This window comes from Bacteroidota bacterium, assembly GCA_016713765.1.
Lineage (GTDB): Bacteria > Bacteroidota > Bacteroidia > AKYH767-A > 2013-40CM-41-45 > Pollutiaquabacter > Pollutiaquabacter aromativorans.
Map to the genome: position 1 here is coordinate 149,406 of JADJON010000003.1, position 21,001 is coordinate 170,406.

Sequence of the window (21,001 nt, forward strand, 5' to 3'; positions counted from 1 at the left end):
TTGCGCAATCTGCGCTGCCTTCGTACTTTGGTCAAACGACCAATTCCGATCGCAGTGTCTTCCCGTAAAAAGAACTTATCCAAATCAGGGAACAAACAGGCTCCGCATGCGCCTGCCCTGCCTCCCCTGGCACCCGGACTGTTCTATACCCACCGGTTCGCTTTTCAGGCACTTTTCCTTTTCGTGCTCGGGTTCCTGCTCTATGCCAACAGTATTCCAAACGAATACGCTTTGGACGACGGACTGGTCATCAAGGAAAATATCTGGGTCCAGCAGGGCACCAAAGGGATTGGCAAGATCCTTTCGCACGGGGAATTGGATTTCTTCTACGCACAACAAGGAGTAGGCGAACAATTCGCCGGAGGCCGTTACCGCCCGCTTTCCATCGTCACGTTCGCGATCGAACATTCACTCTTCGGAGAGGATCCCCATATCCGGCATTTTTTCAATGTGTTGATCTATTGCCTGACACTGATCCTCATGCTGGCTCTCCTGCGAAAGCACGTCTTCCCGGACCAGCCCGACGTAGCCTTTCTCGCTACCCTGCTCTTCGCCATTCATCCTGTCCATAGCGAGGTGGTCGCCAACATCAAGAGCCGGAACGAACTATTGCCGCTCCTCTTTTATCTGCTTACACTGATCTACGCCGCGCGCGGAGCCAGATCAGGGAAGATCCTGGATACGATACTCGGTTGTGTTTTTCTTTTTGCCTCGCTCCTATCCAAGGAATACGGCGTTTTGCTCCTGGTCCTTCTGCCGGCCTATCTCTACCTGATCGTCAAGGCACCCCTGCGTAAGAGCCTGTTATCCTCGATTCCCTACTTTGTCGTCATCGGTTTATACTTCCTGGTAAGGATTTCCGCTACTTCCGGAACGACGTTGAATCAAACCGCTTCCGCCGAGGTCCTGAATAACCCTTACGCACTGGGATCCGGCGAAGAGAAACTGGCTACGAAAATCTGGTTGTTGACGCGTTACCTGGGCTTATTGCTCTTGCCGACAGACCTGCGTGCTGATTATTCCTACAACCAAATCGCCTTTGTGAATTTCTCCAGCCTGGAATTCATCACTTCTCTTTTACTGCATATCGGGTTGGTCATCCTGACCTGGATCTTATACAGGAAGCAGCACCATAGAGCGGTTTTCTTTCTGCTCTTTTATCTCGGGCATCTTTTCATCATTTCGAATCTTGCCGTAGAGATCGGTACGATCTTCAGTGAGCGCCTGACCTATATCTGCTCCTTCGCGATTTGCGTCTTGGCTGCCATGGGATTCATCTGGCTGTTGGAAAAACTCCCGGAAACACTCAGGAAACAACGCGCCATCCTGCTGCAGGCCATTCTGTTGGTCATCGGTGTCTTTGCTGCCCGCATTGTTGTCTCGAGAAATGCATTGTGGAAAAATGACTTCACGCTCTTCACGCACGACGTGCGACTGTCTTCAAACTCCGTACTGGTCAATGCGAATGCCGGAAAGAGCCTGCTGGATGAAAGTCAGAAAGAAGGCATTAAAGGTACTCCGAAGGAACAAGCCTACATCGAAGAAGGCATTCGCTACCTGCAACGTTCCGTCGACATCTATCCGAAATTCCCGAAAGGATATTCCAATATGGGAGTGGCTTACTTTTACCAGGGTAAGTATCCGGAAGCTGTTGCAGCCTGGCTGAAGGCGAAAGAATACCACCACAACGACCCCGCGCTCAGGACCTACGCAGAGGTGCTCATGAACAACGCGCTCATGAAAGGATCGAACAAGGACTTTTCCGGAGCCATCCAGTGGCTGGAATGGGCGCGTCAGCTGGATGATCGGAATGAGAGCATCCTATACAACCTGGGCGGCGCGTATTTCTCAGGAGGGCAACTGGAAAAAGCGCGATCTACCTGGGAATTCCTGTTGACCAACATCAATCCGAACAACGAGAAAGCCAAACAGGGCTTTGCCGCTGCCAGCCAGTTAATCGGACAGCAACGCTGAGGCCCTTAGTATCAGGGACGAATACTGAAGATGAATCCCATCAAGTTGTTTTCAATCAATGAATAGTCGGTCGACTCGACCAGGTTATCGCCTGTAAGGTCTTCGACCTGATATCCCGATAAGAAGCCAACAACCGCATTTTCGACGGCACCATAATCTGCAGATTCAATCAAGTCGTCCTGGTTGACATCGCCACTGAACAACGCGAACCGGCCACCGCCCAGATTTCTCAGGTTGCCACCATAAGCCTGTGTACTTGCTGTGGTGAAATCGTAACTGGCGCTTCCTGCTGACAAGCTGATTGCACTGGCGCTCCAGGTTTCAATACTGTTGCGGTGCCGCACACCGATATAATACGACCCCGGTGTGAGGCCGCTGAAGACGAACGCACCCCAACCGCTGGTATTGATCGCTGCGCGGGCGGTTGCAAAGTCAACGCCCGGACTGGCGGCTGCAGCAAGGACGACGGTCACCGTATCACAAACACCGGTAGCCGAGACTTCCGGCATGACTCCTCCACCGAGGTGGTAGCCTTCAATCAGTACGTGAACATTCAACGTGGTGGATGATCCAATGGTAAAGGCTGTTCCCGAGGAGGCTGTTCCGCAGGGCGCCGTAACGACAACGACACCGGTAGTGGCCCCGGCCGGTACGGTTGCCGTTATCGTCGTACTGTTCACCACCGTGAACGAAGCGCTGGTTCCATTGAACGTCACGGCAGTCGCGCCGGTAAATCCGGTTCCGCTGATCGTCACCAGGGTTCCTGCAGTTCCTGCAGTCGGCGAAAAACCGGAGACCGTGACCGCAGGCAACTCAGTAACGATAATTGAATTGGACAAACTCGTGCAGGTATTAGTCTGTGCAGGCAGGTGCAAGGTCCAGGAATTGATCGTTCCCACATCTCCACCGGCTCGGTCATAGACCCGTAAGCTCCAGGTACCATTCGGATTGATCGCTCCTCCACCGATTTGTCCAAAAGACGTAATGTTTGAGGTGATACAACTCGTAAAGGTCGACGTGGCTGGCTTGTAATATCCCGTATAAGGAGCGCCACTCGCGGGCAGAGCGGATGAGGCGGTATCGGTGAAGACCGTGTTGGTGAAATTATCGCCACTTCCACCGAGCTGATTGCTCAGTCCCAATATGTCACCATTCGGCGCCTGAAGGAAGATGGCGATATCGCCATCATAGGTATGTGTCAGATTGATGGTGATGGCGATACCGGCGCTTGGCAATACTGCGCTGTAACCCGACACAACGATATTACTGATTCCGGTAGCCGAGCAGGTATTGTCATTGATCGTAGCCGGCGTAGCATTGGTGATGGACTGTGCGGCTGCGGCTGCAAACGATGTCCGAACATCATACGTGCCGCCCTGGGTTGCGGAATAGGAGCTGGATGTTGCTCCGGAAATGTCGGCGCCATTTCTGCGCCACTGGTAATCATAACCCGACGTTCCGGTGTACGAAAGATTGACGCTGCCGGACGGACAGATATTCGTACTGCCACCGGCACTGATCGTCGGGGCTGCCGGAATCGGCAGCACGGAAACGAAGAGTGATGAGGCCGTTCCGGAACCACAGGAATTCACGCCCGCCACCGAAATAGTACCGGACGAAGCGGAAGTACCGAAGTTAACGGTGATGCTATTGGTGTTGTTACCGGAGACTATGGTCGCTCCGGAGGGCAACGACCAGGAATAACCCGTCACACCAGAGAGCGGCGTGATACTATAGGTCACACCCGATGTGCCGGCACAAACGGACGCGGTGCCGGTAATGACACCTGCGGCGGGTGCAATGGTGTTTACCGTCACCGGCAGACTGGACGAAGCGCCGGTACCGCAAGCGTTGCGGCCCGCTACCGTCACGTTTCCATTGATCGCTACGGCACTGTAGTTCACCGAAATGCTGTTCGTATAGGTGGTCGTTCCGAAGGTGGCTCCGGAAGGCAGGGTCCACTGATAATAAGCCGCGTTCGCGACGGCCGGAACCGTATAGACGACACCCGTTTGGGTTTGACAGACACTAACCGAACCGGTGATTGCGCCTGCCGCAGCCGGCAAGGCGGTAATGGTCAGATTGGAACCGTTATTAGCGCCGATCAAGGCCGGATTGGAACTGATCACCCTGATGCGGTAGGCTGTATCGCTTACTGTTCCGAGCGGTATCGTGACGGTAATCGCAGCCGGAGATGTCGCAGTCAGCGTTCCGATCGTGACTGGTGAAGAAAACGACCCGCTACCATTGCTGAGCTGAACGGTGAACACATTGCCCGCGTTAAACGTCCCGTTACCCGTGAATACGATGGATGCCGTGGATCCCGGGCAAAGCGATGCCGATGCAAGCGAATTGGTTTGCAAACTCGTTGCAACAGCAGCAGGCGCAGTGATCGTGAAATTCGTATTGGAGATGTCGAAGAAGATATTGCCCACCGCCTCCACCTTGATTCGCGCCTGGGTCGTCGCGAGATTCGGGACGGTGACGCTTTCACTGCCATCGTTCGCGGTCGAACTGTTCAGGGTGTAATTGAAATTCAATCCTCCGTCGATCGACAACAGAATCCGGACATTGGCGCAACTGATCGGCGCACCCGTCGTTCCGGATACATTCCAGGTAACCGTCTCGGTAGCACCTGAAGCCCAGGTAACGGCCGTATTCGGAGCCGTTACAGAGAACGCACCTCCCGAATTGACAACGGTCACGCGGATCGTATCGTCGTGATGGGTCACTCCGCCGCCGCCGAAGCGATTGTCGCGCACGGTCATACGGAATTTCAGGGTCCGCGCTACGGAAGGCAGGATCTCGCCGATCGTGGTGGTGTTATTGAGGATGTCGGAAAGCTTCGGAAACGTTCTGGAAGGTGTTGAAGCAGGAACGAAGCAACGGAAGATGGGTGCCGTGGTACTCGTGGCGTTTCCCGGAGCGCCTGCAGCGCCCAGGTCGAATTGCTCCCACAGATAAGTAACCCGATCACCATCGGGATCGGTTCCGCTGCCTGTGAGGGTAAAGGGTGTACTGATCGGAATCGTATAATTCGCTCCTCCATTGCAGGAAGGAGCCTGGTTGCCGGAAGCGCTTGCAACACCGCACGTACTGCCACTGCCGGTCTCGACGAAATTCCTGATTTCATCAAAGCTGATGGTATGGAAATACGGATCACTAAAGCTTTGGGTATTGTCCGTTCCGCAAATACCTGCGTAGGCCATGATGGTCGTTCCACTCCCAACCTCGTAGGCCGTCGAGGCATTCCGGTTGCCGCTGCAAGAGCCCTGGTTGCCGTTGAAGGTATGGTTGCCTCCGAACTGGTGTCCCATTTCGTGGGCGACGTAGTCGATGTCGAAGGCATCGCCCGTGGGACTACCCCTTCCCGTCACGCCACGTGCCTTCGAGGATGTGCAGGGTGAACGCAGCGATGCGACTCCGCCACCGCCGGTACTGAAGACGTGTCCGATATCGTAATTCGCCGAACCGATCCGCGAATCGAGGGTCGTCTGGTTCTCCCCCAGCATCGTCGAACCCGAACTATTCGTGTAAGGATCCGTGGCTGCATTCGTGTAAACCACACGATCGTTGTTTGTCACGAGGACCATGCGAATGGCCAACTCCTGTTCATAGACTGCATTCACACGATTGACCGAGGTTACGATACCCGACATCGCCCCGGGCACCGTACCCCCAAAGAAAGCAGCATATTCACCGGTGCAACCGACAGCAAGCCGATAGGTACGCAAGGTGGTTCCTGCGGATCGTTGTACCTGTGAACCGTTTGATGGTAAGAGTTTCTGCGATGCAGTTCCCGATCCGCATTCGAATGGAACGCCAGACCGCGCATCGCGTTTGAAATAGACGATGTAGTGTAGCGAATCACCGACCGTGAACGGATCGATAAAATACCAGCCGGCCGGGTCCATCACCATTGCATGAAAACCCAGGTAGGTTAGGTCCAGTACAGCCGTCACACTTGGGTCACTGATACTCACAGCCTGATAGGTCCGGAGGGCAGGAAACTTCCTGCTTAGTCCGGGCTCCATCATTTCGTATGCTCGGACTTTGAAATCCATCGAACGGCCATCCGGACCGGGAAGTGAGATCACCAGGGAAGATGCGAACGGTTGTCCGGGGACTTCCATTGGCGCTTGCTGCAGTTTGGATTGCAACACGGATAAGTCGAGCTCAAAGCTTCGATAAGAAACTGGCAGATCCGTTCGCAGTTCGCGATTCGGTATCTTATCGGGTGTCGTTTCCTTCCAGGGTGCTTCAGCGCCCCAAACCGACGTCGGCACACTGAAAGAGAAAATGAATAGGTAAAGCAGTAGCCTTACCCTGTTGTTGAGGGAGTAACGAATGCTCATAGGTGGCTTTGACCGGTTCGCAGTCCGGGTTAATTGTAAAACAGAAATATACCCCCGAAATCAGCGGCTTTAATGAAATTTTAATGCATTGAATTCCAGTTAAATAACTCAGCGAAAAGCAAACTGGAGACCGGCAATCAGGCGGAATTTATTCTCGGTTTGGGTACCGACAAGATCCTGGGCCAATGGCAGTTGTCCGGCCAGGTGGAGAGAGGTACGACCGTAATAGAGATCGAAACCGGCACTTCCCAATAAGCCCCAACCACCGGTATTGCTGACCGTCAGTTCATCCTGTTCATCCTTACCCGCCTGCTCGAAAAACGCTCCCAGGCTGGGTAGCATCGTCCAATCCTTAACAACAAACTGATGAAATATGGAAGTATTAACATTAAACCGATCGCCCATGTGATAACCCAGATCGTTCTTTCTCCCGGTGCGGAAAGTGACATCGCTACTAGCGCCCCATTGCCGCCATTTCAGCAGGTAACTACCCGCCAATAACAAATCCCATGTGCCAGTTCCGGGCTGGTAGTGCGCTTCGATTTCTCCGTCATCGGAAGGCTTGTCGTACACGCCGGTTGGAGCTTTTACACCGCCCCCAAGAAAAACCCGATGACGTACATTATCCGAATCGGGCATCGTGTTCAGCACCTGGTACTGGCCCAAGATGAAAGCATCGCCAAATCCTTTGATCACATCGGTGACCATTCCGTTCGTCTCGATGTAATTGTAGCTGTAGGGAAGATTGACGAAAAGTTGCAATTCCGGCAATGGATAGAGCCGCAGGTTCAGATCGGTGGTTTGAAAATTCTCCCGGATCGTCGGCGTCACTTCCCCCGGATGCACATGATTGTGACCGTCACTGGCCTGATGTACATGCAGTCCTTGATACACGCGATGACGGAAGTTCACGCCGATCATGTGCTGATTATAATTCGGATTGATTCCGAGATAGCAGTTGCACATTTCACAGGCTGTTGCTGATCCTGCTAACAATAAGAGGGACAGCAGGACGGAAACAACAATTCGATCTACGGAAAAACGCATGGTTGCAAGGCTTGAATGATCAACCGGACAAGCGAGTCCGAATGTCCTAGTGATGCGAAACTAATTAATGACCGACAGCAGCCCGATGACCGGCATCACGCATAAAGCAGGATACCTACCGCTCTGGAGCAGTCCTCCGGTTACGAAAACGCACTTCAGCGCTCAAGGCTGAAATGGATCCGCAAACCGATGGTCCTGCAGATACGACTGATCTGTCAGGGTCTTCAGGAAGGCGATCAGCGCTGTTTTCTCGTCGGCAGTAAGCGGAATACCGCTGGTCAGGAGCGGATCCAGTGTGGCGGATGCCTGGATACCCGAGTTATAATGATTGAGAACCTGATCCAGTACAAGGAATCGTCCATCGTGCATGTACGGTCTGCTGACTTCCACGTTCCGCAGACTGGGTACTTTGAATTTGTAACGATCAGCCGGCATACCGGTAATATGTGCCCGGCCGGAATCATTGAACACAGGCGATGGAGTCAAACCATTGTTGCGATACGAATTGTCGGTGAACAGGGGCTCCGCGTGACAACTGGCACATTTGGCTTGAAACAATGCATAGCCATCCTGTTCCAACTGCGAAAACGACTCCGTTCCCGCCTTCACCCGATCGTACTTGGCATTTGAGCTGTTCAACAGGCTCATGAACTGGGCCATGGCTTTCAGCATTCGTTGAGAAGTAATGGAGTCGGTCCCGAATGCTCGTTTAAACAAGGCAGGGTATTCGGGATGTCGGTTCAGCTTAACAAGGATATTCGCCAGATTGTCGTCCATCTCGACGGGATTGGTGATGGCCGCGATAGGCTGAACTTCAATGTTGTTCACCCCACCATCCCACATCAACTCATCCTTCCAAATAAGGTTGGCAAGACTCGGCGCATTACGAATTCCGAATAGTCCGTCGATACCATGGCTCCGATCATGATCCAGGTGCGAGAATCCCGCGAACTGCTGGTGGCAGGAAGCGCAGGAAATCGTACTGTCGCGGGATAGTATTGGATCGTAGAACAGTTTCCGGCCAAGTCGGAATCCATCCAGGGTAATCGGATTCGTGGCGGTGGAATAGTATGGCACAGGGAAACCGGCCGGGAGCCGCAACTCCACATCGGCTTCGGTGAGTCCATCACCGTCCGAAGGCAGTTGCAGCTCCGTGGACTCATCCTGCCCGCACCCAACGAACAGAACGATTCCGGCTCCCATCAGGAGGATAACCTGATAAAGTCTTAGAGACAGACGCATTCGGTCAGTCGTTGTGGATATGATCGACCCGGAACATGTCGGCGTAGTTGTCGGCCAGGGTGACCGCTTCCGCGCTCGGCATATGGATCATGCTCAGGGTACCAATATCAATAGTCGTAGGATTGGCGAACAATTCCGCAAGGTTCGCAACCATATGGATGGTGGAAGTCTTTCCGGCTCGCATGTCGACTACGTCTCCGTTGAAGTCAGGTGCAATGGTCCGGATCGCGTTGGTCGTTCCTTTGAAACCACCCACGTGATACATGAACATACCACCGGAGGCGGAGGAACTCATGCCTTCCAGCTTCAGGAAAATGTAACCGTTATTCCAACTCCAGAACATTCCGTTGAGGGCGTCGAGCGCGCCCGACTGGGCACCGGAGCAATTACGGGTACTGTCTACTCCCAGCAAAAAGGTCATGGAAGTATATTCGCCTACCGGAATATCGGAAATCGTGAAGGTCTTCGAGCTTGACACCGAATCATCCACGAGGTAATAACATTCCGACGGGGCATAGGTACTTCCGTCTGATTTCTTCAAAACTACATTGGAGATATAATACCGGAACTTCGTCACGACGAATGAATCGCCGTCGAGATTCACATAGGTCACGGTATTCTGCACCAGCGGGTCCGAACCAACCTTATGGGTCAGTTCGAAAGACAACGAACCAGTGGTCGGAGTCGGTTGATCGTCGTCTTCGTCTTTTTTACAAGAGCTGAAAACGGTCGTGAGGGCGAATGCGGACAGGATGGCGTATTTGAGGAGATTGGATTTCATTGAAGGGGATACTTGATGGATTAAACTGAATGGATTTTGCAGGCTTCACCAAACAATTGCATTCATTCAGGACCAGACAGCTTCAAAGGCTGAATCGCGCCTGAATCTGTGATGCAATAGTGTGGTTGTAAGGAAGCAGTAAAACCGGTAAAGCGTGCTTTACCGGGGCCGCATTCAGACCGCAGGTGGCCGACAAAGCGGCTTAGAAAAAGCGGTGGTAGATCCGATCAAATATTCACTCGGAAGTGCCGTGACAAAGCCGGCAGTGGAAACCAAAGCAGTTGCTTGATGGGGAATGTAAACAACCTCACCGCCCGACTGGACATTTCCTCCGGAGCGTTCTTCCCGTTGTTCCTCTTTTTTCATTTCCTTCATCATATGACAACTGCCGTGGCAATGCGATTTGGGCACGAAGCGGTTCTCACAAAGATTCTTGGCAATGAAATCCTGGTTCAAGCGAAAGCCGGAAAAAATGACCAGGGAGCTCGACGCTTGGAGCAGGGTCATCAGGCTGACAAGTATCGCCAGTAGGGAACGCATAGTTGCAAATATACATCACAAACAATCCGGGAAAACAAGAGTTTTGTCATGTTCTGACGGTTTTATACTTGAAACAGTTGTGAATCGTTCGGCCCTGATTTGTTATATTTGTTCGGTTTTGGGCACTTTTAGGCCGATTTCATGAAACAGCACGCTCCTTCTTCCCCGACAAATACGCCGGATTTTTCAGCCTTTCGGCTGGAAGTGTTGAACGATTATCGTCTCGCCAACGAAAGCCGACAGGCTTCACTGCTGGGGAGAAAAGAAGTCCTCACAGGCAAAGCCAAGTTCGGAATCTTCGGCGATGGAAAAGAAGTGGCGCAACTGGCACTCGCGAAACAATTCCGTGAGGGAGACTTCCGATCCGGATATTACAGAGACCAGACCCTGATGTTCGCCATCGGGGAATCCGATATCGAAAAGTTCTTTGCTCAACTTTATGCTACTCCGAGTCTGGAAGACGAGCCTGCCTCAGCGGGCCGTTCCATGAACGGGCATTTTGCCACCCGCAACCTGAACGATGACGGTAGCTGGAAAGATCTTACCAGGCAAAAGAATTCATCAGCCGATATCTCCCCTACCGCAGGACAAATGCCCCGCCTGGTCGGACTGGCATGGGCATCCAAACTGTACCGCAATAACCCGGGCTTGCAGGCTGTGACGGGTTTCTCGGTGAACGGAAACGAAGTCGCTTTCGGCACCATCGGCGATGCCAGTACCTCCGAAGGCCTCTTTTTCGAATCCATCAATGCTGCCGGCGTTTTACAGATCCCAATGGCGATCAGCGTTTGGGACGATGGCTATGGCATCTCGGTACCGGCGAAGCACCAGACCACGAAACAGAACATTTCGGAAATCCTCCGGGGGTTTGAGCGAAATGAAAAAGGAGAAGGCTATGTGATCCTGCGGGCCAGAGGCTGGGATTACCCGGGTCTCTGTGAAATGTACGAACAGGGTATCCGGATCTGCCGCGAAGAGCATGTTCCGGTCCTCTTTCATATCCAACAGGTAACACAGCCGCAGGGTCATTCCACCTCCGGTTCCCACGAACGTTACAAATCGAAAGAACGTCTGCAGTGGGAAGAAGAGTACGACTGCATCCGGAAAATGCGGGAGTGGATGATCTCCTCCGCCATCGCTACCGCAGAAGAATGTGACGCGATCGAATCGGAAGCCAAGAAGAGCGTAACCGATGCCCGCCGGCGTGCCTGGGACCGTTTCCTCGGACCTATCCGGCTCGACATGCAGGAACTAACTACCCTGCTGGAAGATCTCGCGCAGTCCAGCGACCAGTCATCCGCTCTTTTACAAGCCGCCGAGGCAATGAACAAGTCGCTGGATCCCTCCCGACGCGACATTGCCACTACCCTGCACAAGGCGCTGCGCCTTACCCGTGGAGAGACTTCTCCGGCCAGGACCGCTTTGGTACAATTCGACCAACGGTTCCGTGCTATCAATGCCGATCGCTACAATTCCAGGCTACACAGCACATCGGACGAAGCGGCTACCAAAGTCGAAGCCATTGCAGTCCGATATGCGGAGGAGGCTCCCCTGGTCGACGGACGGGAAGTCCTGCAGGCGAATTTCGAAGCACTCTTTTCCCGAGACCCGCGCCTGGTCGCGTTCGGTGAAGACGTTGGAAAGATCGGCGACGTCAACCAGGGATTTGCCGGATTACAAGCCAAGTTCGGTGAACTACGCATTGCCGATATGGGTATCCGCGAGGCTACGATTGCCGGTCAGGGCATCGGACTAGCCTTGCGCGGACTTCGTCCGATCGCGGAGATTCAATACCTGGACTATTTGCTATACGCCTTGCAGATACTCAGTGACGATCTTGCTACCCTGCAATACCGTACCAAAGGAGGTCAAAAAGCACCGGTCATCATACGCACCCGCGGCCATCGTCTGGAAGGTATCTGGCACAGCGGCTCCCCCATGGGCATGATCCTGCATTCCCTGCGCGGTATCCATGTGTTGACCCCCCGTAACATGACCCAGGCAGCAGGGTTTTACAATACGCTACTCGCCGGTGATGAACCCGGTTTGATCGTAGAGTGCCTCAACGGTTACCGTTTGAAAGAGCGTCTTCCTTCGAACTTGGGTGAATACCGGGTTCCGCTTGGTAAAGTGGAGCTGCTGGAACCCGGATCCGATGTGACCTTGCTTACCTACGGTTCCTGTGTACGCATTGCCCAGGAAGCCATCCTGATGCTGCGTGAGCTCGGCGTTTCCGTCGAACTCATTGACGCACAGTCTCTCCTACCCTTCGACCGGGAACATGCCGTTGTTGAATCCTTGCGCAAGACAAACCGTTTGTTTATCCTGGATGAAGATGTGCCTGGTGGTGCCAGCGCGTATCTGCTGCAACAAGTCCTGGAAGAGCAACAAGGCTTTCAGTACCTCGACAGTGCGCCGGTAACCATTACCGCAAAGGCTCACCGACCGGCCTATGGATCCGATGGAGATTACTTCTCCAAACCGAATGCTGAGGATGTTACCGATTCGGTGTACAGGATGATGCACGAAGCCGATCCGCTTCGGTTTCCGCTTTATAAGTAAATTGGCACCGCATTTGTAAAGACCCGGCGAAAATTCCGGGCGCAAGAAAACGCCTTTCACTATTTATGGCTGAAAAGATCACAGAAAAAGATTCCCCCTACCGCAATCTCGACGAATTGCCGGTATATGACCTTCTTACGGCCATTAACAAAGAGGATCAAACGGTTCCGCTTGCGATTGAGAAGATCCTGCATCGCATCGAGACGGTAGTCATTTTGATCACGGAAAAGATGCGAAAAGGCGGCCGACTCTTCTACCTCGGCGCCGGGACCAGTGGTCGCCTCGGGATAGTCGATGCATCGGAACTCCCTCCAACCTATGGTCTGGAACACGGGCGGGTGATCGGACTTATAGCCGGCGGAGATGCCGCCATTCGGAAGGCCGTCGAATTCGCGGAAGATGATCCTGAAAAAGGCTGGAACGATCTGCAACAGCATGATATCTGTCCGGACGATGTGGTGATCGGCATTGCCGCATCAGGAACTACACCTTACGTGGTAGGCGCTTTGGAACGCTGCAAACAAAACCAGATCCTGACCATCGCGATCGCCTGCAACCCCGGAACACCCGTAGCCAAGGCGGCGCACTACCCGATCGAAATCATCGTCGGGCCGGAAGTCGTTACGGGTAGCACCCGGATGAAAGCCGGAACAGCACAGAAACTCGTGCTGAATATGATCTCCACCTCAGTCATGGTCCAACTCGGCCGCGTACAGGGAAACCAGATGGTCGACATGCAACTCACCAATAACAAGCTGATCACCCGCGGAACGAAAATGCTGATGAACGCCCTCAACATCAACGCGATCGAGGCCGGCGACTTGTTGAACAAATTTGGCTCAGTTCGGAAAGCACTGGCACATTACAGGCGTGATTGATCGGACGTTCTGCTCCCGCTGATTTTTTGTAAATTAGCGGTAGTCATGCAGGATATTGAACCGTTCTACAATTGGTCGGGGTATTACTCCGCGGCCCAAGACGAACGATCCCCTTTTTATGGCACCGAGTATAGCGAGTTCGAATACACGAACACGGTTTACAACTATTACATTCATCCGCAATGGGACCAATTCGGATCCAATACGCTATACCTCAAGATCCTTTTCGCAGAATATGAACGCGGCTTCGCGATCATTGAACTGATCGGTGAATGGAACGACGCCTTGTACAACGACATCATGTTCCTCAAACGCGATGTCATTGAATCCATGCTGGGAGAAGGCATCAACAAGTTCATCCTCATCGGTGAAAACGTGCTCAATTTTCATGGCTCCGACGATTGCTACTATGAAGAATGGTTTCAGGAAGTGGAGGACGGATGGATCGCGTTCGTCAACTTTCGCGAGCACGTCGCGAAAGAAATGAACCGCTTCAACCTCGATTATTACACGATCAGCGGAGGCGAGTTGAGTGAACTGAACTGGCGGAACTTCCTTCCGCAGGAACTATTCAAGAAGATCGACGGCATCATTCGCCATCGCTTGGTCAGTTGATTTGTCAAGGGCTGCAGGATTGAGTAACTTGAGCCTCGCCGTGCATCCCCTCTTCCTTTTACACTATCTATTCATCCTCCTTCAGCAACCGGGCTTATCATCCGTCATCGCTGCAGGAGATTCCGCTTCGCAAGCGGGGAAAGCTTCCTTCTATCACGACCGGTTTCACGGACAGGAAACCAGCAACGGAGAATACTATGACAAAGGCGACTTCACAGCCGCTCACCGCAATCTACCGTTCAACAGCATCGTACTTGTAACAAACAAGAAGACCGGCCGATCGGCGATCGTCCGCATCAACGACCGTGGCCCGTTCGTGAAGAGTCGCATCATCGACTTGTCGCGCGCTGCCGCCAACAAGCTGGGCATGGTTCCCTTTGGGGTCGTACCGGTCACGATCCGGCAACTGAGCCTGTTCGACCGAATCCCCTTGTCCGATTCTCTCATGCAGGACGGAGAGGTCTGGGACGTATTCGGGCAGAAAGTCGAACTGGGAAGCGACTATCTGCAGGTTTGGTCAACAGAACACTGGAAGCACGCCTTCTACATGGCCACCCAGATCAGCCTGGAGTACCACCTGTCCGAAGTTTATATCCTCGTTGACGGCCCGCAGGAACATCGAAACTATCGTGTCCTCGCTTCAGAACCGCCGGATCCGAAAGAGCGAAAAGCCCTGGAATCTAAATTGAGGAATGACGGATTCGTGCAGCTAAAACAGTGGCCCGGAATCAGGAAGCCTTGATCAGTCCCGCAACTTTCTGGTCGATCACCAGCGTCATATCCGACGGAACAAGACCGTGAATGGATTTCCATCGAAAGACCTGCGCGTTCTCCGTGTACGTCACGAAATCGAACGGCCGGTCACGCGTTTCCATCCTGAATTCTTCCAGCGGTCGCATACGGTAATAGATGCTCATCACCTGGATCTGAGGATCAAAGGCGGACGGCACAAAAAAATCGGTTGTGTACAAATGATCCAAAACCTCGAACCGATGACCGGTCTCCTCCATCATTTCACGCTCGAGGCACTCCCGGGTACCTTCACCGAATTCGAGGCCCCCGCCGGGGAACTTGGTCACTTCCCGTCCGTAAATGAACTCGTCGCTCAACAGGACTTCTTCCCGTTCGTTGATGTATATGCCGTAAACACGGATCACGAATCGTTTACTCACCATACAAAGTAACCGAAAATACCCGATCAAGTTTTACATAGACATTCCCTTAACTTTGACCAGTGGGACATTCGTCATCTGAACACTTTCCGGTTGTGATACTCGGAGCCGGTCCAGCCGGTTCCGGTACAGCTCTGGCACTGGCGCGGCAGGGCATCCGGCATCTGCTGGTTGACAAGGCGGTCTTCCCCCGCGATAAGATCTGTGGCGACGCCCTGAGCGGTAAAGTCGTGCAGGTACTGCGGAATCTGGATCCGGAGTGGATCAACGAACTTGCTTCGAATCAGTCCGAATTCGTTGGCAGTTATGGTGTCCGATTCGTTTCGCCGGGCGGACATGCCGTGGATATCCCGTTCAGTTCCAACCTGGCTTCCCTGAAACATCCACCTGGTTTCCTTTCACGCCGTCTGCACTTTGATGCCTGGCTGTTGAAAAAACTCGATGCCACCTACACGACCTTTCGACAAGGATGGGAAGCGAAATCCCTCCGCGTAACCCCGGAACAGGCTGAAATCACCTTCCATCAAGATGGCCAGGAACATGTCGTAACGGCCGATGTGGTGGTCGGCGCTGACGGAGACCGTTCGCTGGTCAACCGCGAATTGAATACCCGCACCATAGACCCGGGTCATTATTGTGCCGGCATCCGTGCTTATTACCGGAATGTGCAGGGCTTACACGCCGACCATTTCATCGAGTTGCATTTTTTAAAGGAGTTTCTCCCTGGTTACCTCTGGATCTTCCCTATGGCTAACGGTATGGCGAATGTGGGTGTCGGCATGTTAAGCAGCGAGGTCTCCCACAGGAGAATTGACCTGAAAGCCATGATGCAGCATGCGATCCGACAGCATCCGGAACTGCATGCGCGATTCGCTCACGCCGAATTGGAAGGCGATGTACGTGGCTGGGGGCTGCCCCTGGGCTCCGTTCGCAGGAAACTGTCGGGCAACCGCATGATGCTCACCGGTGATGCTGCTTCACTCATCGATCCATTTACCGGAGAAGGGATCGGCAACGCCATGCTGAGCGGGGAAGTCGCTGCTGGTATACTGCATAAAGCCTTTGCGCAAGGCGAATTCGACTCAACCTCCCTGGCTGCTTATGATGCGGAAATTTATCGGCGCCTGTGGCCGGAGATCCGGCTAAGTCGCCGGATGCAACAACTCAGCAGGCAAGCCTGGCTCTTTGATCTGGTCGTACGCAAAGCGAAGAAGAACCCAACCCTGCGGGAAACCATCACGTGCATGTTCGAGGACATCGATCTTCGCGACCGATTCCGTTCTCCGTCATTCTACTTTAAATTGCTGTTCCAATGAAGCGAATTGCGGTTGTACGCTCGATTGGCTTCCTGGCGTTGTTGCTAACGTCCAGATTGATTCATGCACAAAACACCGGGGATCCCGATCGTCCTTACAAGAACCAGCAACCACACGGAAAGTGGACGATCTGGTCGGATAGCCTGAAAACGAAGATCGAAAGCACTGGTAAGTATCGGAACGGAAAGGAGCGGGGTACTTGGCGATACTTCAGTCCGACAGGGCAACTTTTAAAGAAAGAACACTACCGTGCCAAGTTTATCCAGACCCGGTACTACCACGAAAATGGGAAGCGAAAGAGCAGTGGAAAAGCGAGGCTGACCATGGAGGAAGAGTACATCCACTATTTCGTCGATGGCAAGTGGAAAGAATTCGACAGCCGTGGAAAGCGATTAGCTACCGTCTGGTACAACAAAGGCGAAGAGATCCGACGCGAAGACCGCTGAACCGGGCTTACTTTTTCTCCGCCGCATATGCCTTATTCAGCCCATCGACCACTTGTTGTGTGATGTCAAGACTATCGTTGGCAAAGAGGATGCCGCCTCCTTTCTGATAGCCCAAGACGAAATTGACATTCTTATCGCTAATGTATGTCCGAAGAAATGCCGTTAGCCGGTTGAAGAGCTCTTCCGTCGATTTAGCCTGCTCATCATCCAATTGCGCCAGCAATTTTTCCCGGCGATCCATCAGCGATTGCTGCTTCATCATCAACTCTTCTTCTTTTTTCTGCCTTTCCTGATCGGTCATGCCGACCGCCTGCTGTTGGTATAACTGGATCGAGGCATCCAGTCGCTCCTTCTCCGTGGAAAGTTCACTTCTGATCTTCTCCTGTCGGGCATCCAGTTGATTCCGTTTTTCCGTGAAGTAATCGTACTGGTCAAGCAATGTATCCGAATTCAGGAATAGAATACCGCCTGATTGCTGGGAAGCCGCAGGAAGCGCGAGGGGCTTAACCTCCTCCGTTACCGCTCCGCTCTTGGATGAATAATGGAGGTAATAGAGGTACGCTACCGCTAATGTCAGGACAATATTCAGGAGCAGTGAAAATTGCTTCATTTCCGAAGGATTTTGGGCAAAGATAGCCGAAATCAATGCCATTAACCGATGATTTCATTTGAAAAACAAGGTTAGAACCGCTTATTTTACGAGTCTAAATCCGCACTATGCGTTTCCGCTCCTTTTATCACCTTCTGCTGGCCGGCCTGTTGTTGAGTAGCTGCAATAAAGAGGAAGGTGTTCTTGAAAATCCCGGCAACCTGCCGCCGATCTCCCCGGTACCCGCTTCGTTCAAACAGAACGTCCTGATCGAGCAATTCACCCAGGCCGGAAACGGTCTTTGTCCTGCTTCGCACCTGATCGTCGACAGTTTGGTGACCTTCAATCCAGGACGCGTATGGGCGGCGAGTATTCACGTTGGGGATCCTATGGTGGATTCCTCGATTACCAATCTGTTGACCGGGGCTAATTACCTCGATACGCTGTTCAATCCGTCGTCCTTTTATCCTTCCGGCATGTTGAACCGGACAGTCACCGACTTCAGCGACATCTTTCCAACATTCTGGCCAGCCAATGTAAATGCGGCTTTAGGCGCTATCCCACGCTGCGGTCTTGCGCTCGAGGCCAGTGATGTCACCGGCAATACGTTGAAGCTCGCGGTACACGTTGGTTTTTCCGACGACCTGCTTGGCGACTACCGCCTGCATGTTTTCCTTGTCCAGGATGCCATTCAGACCTCGGATACGACCTACGATCAACAAAACGCTTTCAGCCAGTACGGTACTTCCCCGGACCCTGCCTCACCTTACTATCTTGATACCACCTATCTGCGCAACTATCGTCATGAATACGTGCTCAAGCGCATCGCCACCGATGCAGGACTGGCCGGCGATATCATTCCGCAGAATCTCATGAGCAGCGGGAACGAATTCGTTCGTACGTACACGATCAGTCTGACGGGCATTAACCGGTCCAACACGCGTGTCATTGCTTTCGTCGACAAATACGGCACCAGCGGCACCACGCACCGGATCGAAAATGTGAAGGCTTGCTACATCGGCGAAGCAGTCGACTGGAACTAAACCGGCATGGATTTCCTCCCAGTAGAGCTTGCCGAATACGTGGCAGCTCATACTTCTCCTGAACCTGACTACCTGCAGGAACTCAACCGGGAGACCTGGAGCAAGGTGCTGATGCCCCGCATGCTGTCGGGACATGTACAAGGTCGCTTCCTGTCCATGCTCAGTCGCATGGTGCGCCCACGCCGTATCCTGGAGATCGGCACGTACACCGGTTATTCGGCGCTTTGTCTGGCGGAGGGCTTGGCGGATGGAGGAGTGCTCGAGACGATCGACATCAACGATGAATTGACACCCATGGTCCGTCGCTATATTCAGCGGGCCGGATTCGAAGACCGCATCCGGCTCCATTGCGGCAACGCGATGGAAGTCATTCCGCAGATCGAGGGAATGTTCGATCTGGTGTTCATTGATGCGGACAAACGGAATTATCCGAACTATTATCGACTGGTGCGCGAACGCATGCAACCGGGTGGTTGGATCCTGGCTGACAATGTCCTGTGGAGTGGTAAAATTGTTCAACCTCAGGAAAAGATGGATGCCGACACCCGGGCGCTGGCAGCATTCAACGATGCCGTGCATGCAGATCCGCAGGCCGATCATTTTCTAGCCCCGATCCGGGATGGAATCCTGATTATTCGCATGCGGAATTAAACCGAAGGATATTATCTTCGTCAAACCCGCAATTCCAACGACCATGAAAAACCGGACGATCCTGCTGCTTGCCGGCGCATTATTCATCGCGACCTCTGCCTTTTCACAACAAGGCGGCCCGCGCAACGAGATGACCAAAGAGCAACGCGCCGAACATTCATCACAACGGATGAAAGCGCAGTTAGGCCTGACCGACGAGCAAACTCAGAAGATCTACGATGTGATGCTGAAACGGGAAGAGCAGTTGGTCAACAACCGGGATGCCATGCGCCAGCGGCGGGAAGAAATGGACAAACAACTCATCCAGATCCTGACGCCCGAGCAATTCGACAAATATCAGCAAAACAGGATGGAGCGTCGGGAGAAGATGAAAGACCGTCGCCGTGGCCAGCAGGGTCCACCGGCAAGCAAGATGCAGGAACCGGCTCCAGTTACACCAGAAAAGAACTAGTTTCCAGCCCCGCTTTAGCGGGGCTTTTTATTTCGGGTTGCCAGGCTAGCTGTATCTTCGTCATACAAGACCCTCCTATGACGAAAGAACCGATCATCGATCTGCGCAGTGACACCGTCACCAAACCGACACCCGGCATGCTGGAGGCCATGTTCTCCGCTGAAGTCGGCGACGATGTATTCGGAGAAGACCCGACCGTCCGCCGCCTGGAGGAACGATCGGCCAGAATCTTTGGCAAAGAAGCCGCCCTGTTTTGTCCATCGGGTACGATGGCGAACCAGATCGCACTTCGGCTCCACACCGAATTGCAGGACGAAGTGATCTGCGACAAACTTGCCCACATTTATTACTACGAAGGAGGAGGTCCGGCGGCCAATTCCGGAGTATCGCTTCGAATGGTCGAGGGTGACCGTGGCCGACTTACGCCTGAATTGGTTCGGCAGAATATCAATGATCCGGACAACTACCATTTGCCGCGTACACGTATGGTGTGGCTGGAGAATACCAGCAACAAAGGCGGTGGCAGTTATTACGATGTGAACGGGATGCGCGCGGTCACCGACTTGGCCAGGAGTTACGGTTTAAGCACGCATCTTGACGGAGCACGGATCTTCCATGCGCTCACGGAGAGTGGTGATCAGCCACAGGCTGTCGGCGCATGCTTCGACAGCGTCACCTTCTGCTTGTCGAAAGGACTGGGTGCGCCGATTGGGTCGATGATCGTCGGAAGTCGGGAGCTGATGAACAAAGCGAAACGCATCCGCAAAGTATTCGGAGGCAATATGCGTCAGGCGGGTTTCCTGGCTGCTGCCGGTTTGTACGCGCTTGACCACCATGTTGATCGCTTGAAGGAGGATCATCAGCGCGCCCGCCGGATCGCGGAAGCATTACACGCGGTGCCATATGTGGAGTCACTCCTGCCCGTAGACACGAATCTTCTTGTATTTCGTCTGGTACCGACGCTACCCCTTGAGGTATTCCTGCGCAAGCTGGAAGAAGCGGGAATCCGTGCCGTGAAATTCGGGGAGCAGACCGTACGGATGGTGACGCATCTAGACATTCAAGACTGGATGATAGAGCGGGTCGTGAAGGTGTTGGGAAGCATCCGGTCATGAAGCGGCAGGACTACCCGGAAGCACGGATCAGCAAGGACTTGTATGGACAAAAAAAAGCCCCGAATCTTTCGAAACGGGGCTTAATAATTTACGGCGACGACATACTCTCCCGGATGTTACTCCAGTACCATCTGCGCGAAGGGGCTTAACTTCTCTGTTCGGAATGGGAAGAGGTGGACACCCATGCAATAGTCACCATAAATGTCTTGGATACATTTATGACA

General features: G+C 53.2%; 18 protein-coding genes and 1 rRNA gene. 11 read left to right on the forward strand and 8 right to left on the reverse strand.

The window, feature by feature from the left end:
* Positions 1-54: 54 nt before the first annotated feature.
* The gene (locus IPJ96_11375; GenBank protein ID MBK7910935.1) at positions 55-1,974 is read left to right on the forward strand and encodes a tetratricopeptide repeat protein; all 1,920 of its coding nucleotides are present in this window, start codon (positions 55-57) and stop codon (positions 1,972-1,974) included.
* Between the two features lie 11 nt (positions 1,975-1,985).
* On the opposite strand, the gene IPJ96_11380 is transcribed toward IPJ96_11375, so the two are convergent.
* From IPJ96_11380 to IPJ96_11400, 5 genes are all read right to left on the reverse strand, one after another.
* Positions 1,986-6,329 carry a proprotein convertase P-domain-containing protein gene (locus tag IPJ96_11380; GenBank protein ID MBK7910936.1) on the reverse strand — a complete coding sequence of 1,448 codons (4,344 nt, stop codon included), beginning with the start codon at positions 6,327-6,329 and terminating at the stop codon, positions 1,986-1,988.
* Positions 6,330-6,437: 108 nt separating this feature from the next.
* Complete coding sequence (locus IPJ96_11385; GenBank protein MBK7910937.1) at positions 6,438-7,376, reverse strand: hypothetical protein; 939 nt, start codon at positions 7,374-7,376, stop codon at positions 6,438-6,440.
* A 162-nt stretch (positions 7,377-7,538) separates the two neighbouring features.
* Positions 7,539-8,618: a cytochrome-c peroxidase gene (locus tag IPJ96_11390; GenBank protein MBK7910938.1), complete on the reverse strand. Its 1,080-nt coding sequence runs from the start codon at positions 8,616-8,618 to the stop codon at positions 7,539-7,541.
* Positions 8,619-8,622: 4 nt separating this feature from the next.
* On the reverse strand, positions 8,623-9,399 hold the full coding sequence (locus IPJ96_11395) for a hypothetical protein (protein MBK7910939.1): 777 nt from the start codon (positions 9,397-9,399) through the stop codon (positions 8,623-8,625).
* A 174-nt stretch (positions 9,400-9,573) separates the two neighbouring features.
* Positions 9,574-9,939, reverse strand: a complete 366-nt coding sequence (locus IPJ96_11400; GenBank protein MBK7910940.1) for a hypothetical protein — start codon at positions 9,937-9,939, stop codon at positions 9,574-9,576.
* A gap of 141 nt (positions 9,940-10,080) precedes the next feature.
* Here IPJ96_11400 and IPJ96_11405 point away from each other — a divergent pair, with 141 nt between their 5' ends.
* The 4 genes from IPJ96_11405 to IPJ96_11420 all read left to right on the forward strand — a co-directional run bounded on the left by IPJ96_11405 (position 10,081) and on the right by IPJ96_11420 (position 14,736).
* Positions 10,081-12,501, forward strand: coding sequence for a transketolase (locus IPJ96_11405; protein MBK7910941.1), 2,421 nt, complete (start codon positions 10,081-10,083; stop codon positions 12,499-12,501).
* 65 nt (positions 12,502-12,566) lie between these two features.
* Positions 12,567-13,379 (forward strand): N-acetylmuramic acid 6-phosphate etherase, encoded by an 813-nt coding sequence (gene murQ, locus IPJ96_11410; protein MBK7910942.1) that lies wholly within the window; start codon positions 12,567-12,569, stop codon positions 13,377-13,379.
* A 45-nt stretch (positions 13,380-13,424) separates the two neighbouring features.
* Entirely contained in the window at positions 13,425-13,994 is a 570-nt protein-coding gene (locus IPJ96_11415) for a hypothetical protein (protein ID MBK7910943.1), read from the forward strand.
* Positions 13,978-14,736, forward strand: coding sequence for a septal ring lytic transglycosylase RlpA family protein (locus IPJ96_11420; protein MBK7910944.1), 759 nt, complete (start codon positions 13,978-13,980; stop codon positions 14,734-14,736). The genes IPJ96_11415 and IPJ96_11420 overlap by 17 nt, the downstream gene beginning before the upstream one ends.
* Here IPJ96_11420 and IPJ96_11425 read toward each other — a convergent pair.
* On the reverse strand, positions 14,723-15,169 hold the full coding sequence (locus tag IPJ96_11425; protein ID MBK7910945.1) for an NUDIX domain-containing protein: 447 nt from the start codon (positions 15,167-15,169) through the stop codon (positions 14,723-14,725). The genes IPJ96_11420 and IPJ96_11425 overlap by 14 nt on opposite strands.
* 92 nt (positions 15,170-15,261) lie before the next feature.
* On the opposite strand from IPJ96_11425, the gene IPJ96_11430 reads away from it, so the two are divergent.
* Positions 15,262-16,482: an NAD(P)/FAD-dependent oxidoreductase gene (locus IPJ96_11430; GenBank protein MBK7910946.1), complete on the forward strand. Its 1,221-nt coding sequence runs from the start codon at positions 15,262-15,264 to the stop codon at positions 16,480-16,482.
* Positions 16,479-16,928: a hypothetical protein gene (locus IPJ96_11435; GenBank protein ID MBK7910947.1), complete on the forward strand. Its 450-nt coding sequence runs from the start codon at positions 16,479-16,481 to the stop codon at positions 16,926-16,928. The genes IPJ96_11430 and IPJ96_11435 overlap by 4 nt, the downstream gene beginning before the upstream one ends.
* A 7-nt stretch (positions 16,929-16,935) precedes the next feature.
* Here IPJ96_11435 and IPJ96_11440 read toward each other — a convergent pair whose 3' ends face one another.
* Positions 16,936-17,538 (reverse strand): OmpH family outer membrane protein, encoded by a 603-nt coding sequence (locus tag IPJ96_11440; GenBank protein MBK7910948.1) that lies wholly within the window; start codon positions 17,536-17,538, stop codon positions 16,936-16,938.
* A 107-nt stretch (positions 17,539-17,645) separates the two neighbouring features.
* Here IPJ96_11440 and IPJ96_11445 point away from each other — a divergent pair, with 107 nt between their 5' ends.
* From IPJ96_11445 to IPJ96_11460, 4 genes are all read left to right on the forward strand, one after another.
* Entirely contained in the window at positions 17,646-18,560 is a 915-nt protein-coding gene (locus IPJ96_11445; protein ID MBK7910949.1) for an Omp28-related outer membrane protein, read from the forward strand.
* A gap of 6 nt (positions 18,561-18,566) precedes the next feature.
* Entirely contained in the window at positions 18,567-19,211 is a 645-nt protein-coding gene (locus IPJ96_11450; GenBank protein MBK7910950.1) for a class I SAM-dependent methyltransferase, read from the forward strand.
* Between the two features lie 43 nt (positions 19,212-19,254).
* Positions 19,255-19,662 carry a hypothetical protein gene (locus IPJ96_11455; protein MBK7910951.1) on the forward strand — a complete coding sequence of 136 codons (408 nt, stop codon included), beginning with the start codon at positions 19,255-19,257 and terminating at the stop codon, positions 19,660-19,662.
* 77 nt (positions 19,663-19,739) lie between these two features.
* Positions 19,740-20,777: a PLP-dependent transferase gene (locus IPJ96_11460; GenBank protein MBK7910952.1), complete on the forward strand. Its 1,038-nt coding sequence runs from the start codon at positions 19,740-19,742 to the stop codon at positions 20,775-20,777.
* An 88-nt stretch (positions 20,778-20,865) separates the two neighbouring features.
* Here IPJ96_11460 and rrf read toward each other — a convergent pair.
* Positions 20,866-20,977, reverse strand: a 5S ribosomal RNA gene (gene rrf, locus IPJ96_11465).
* Positions 20,978-21,001: the final 24 nt, after the last annotated feature.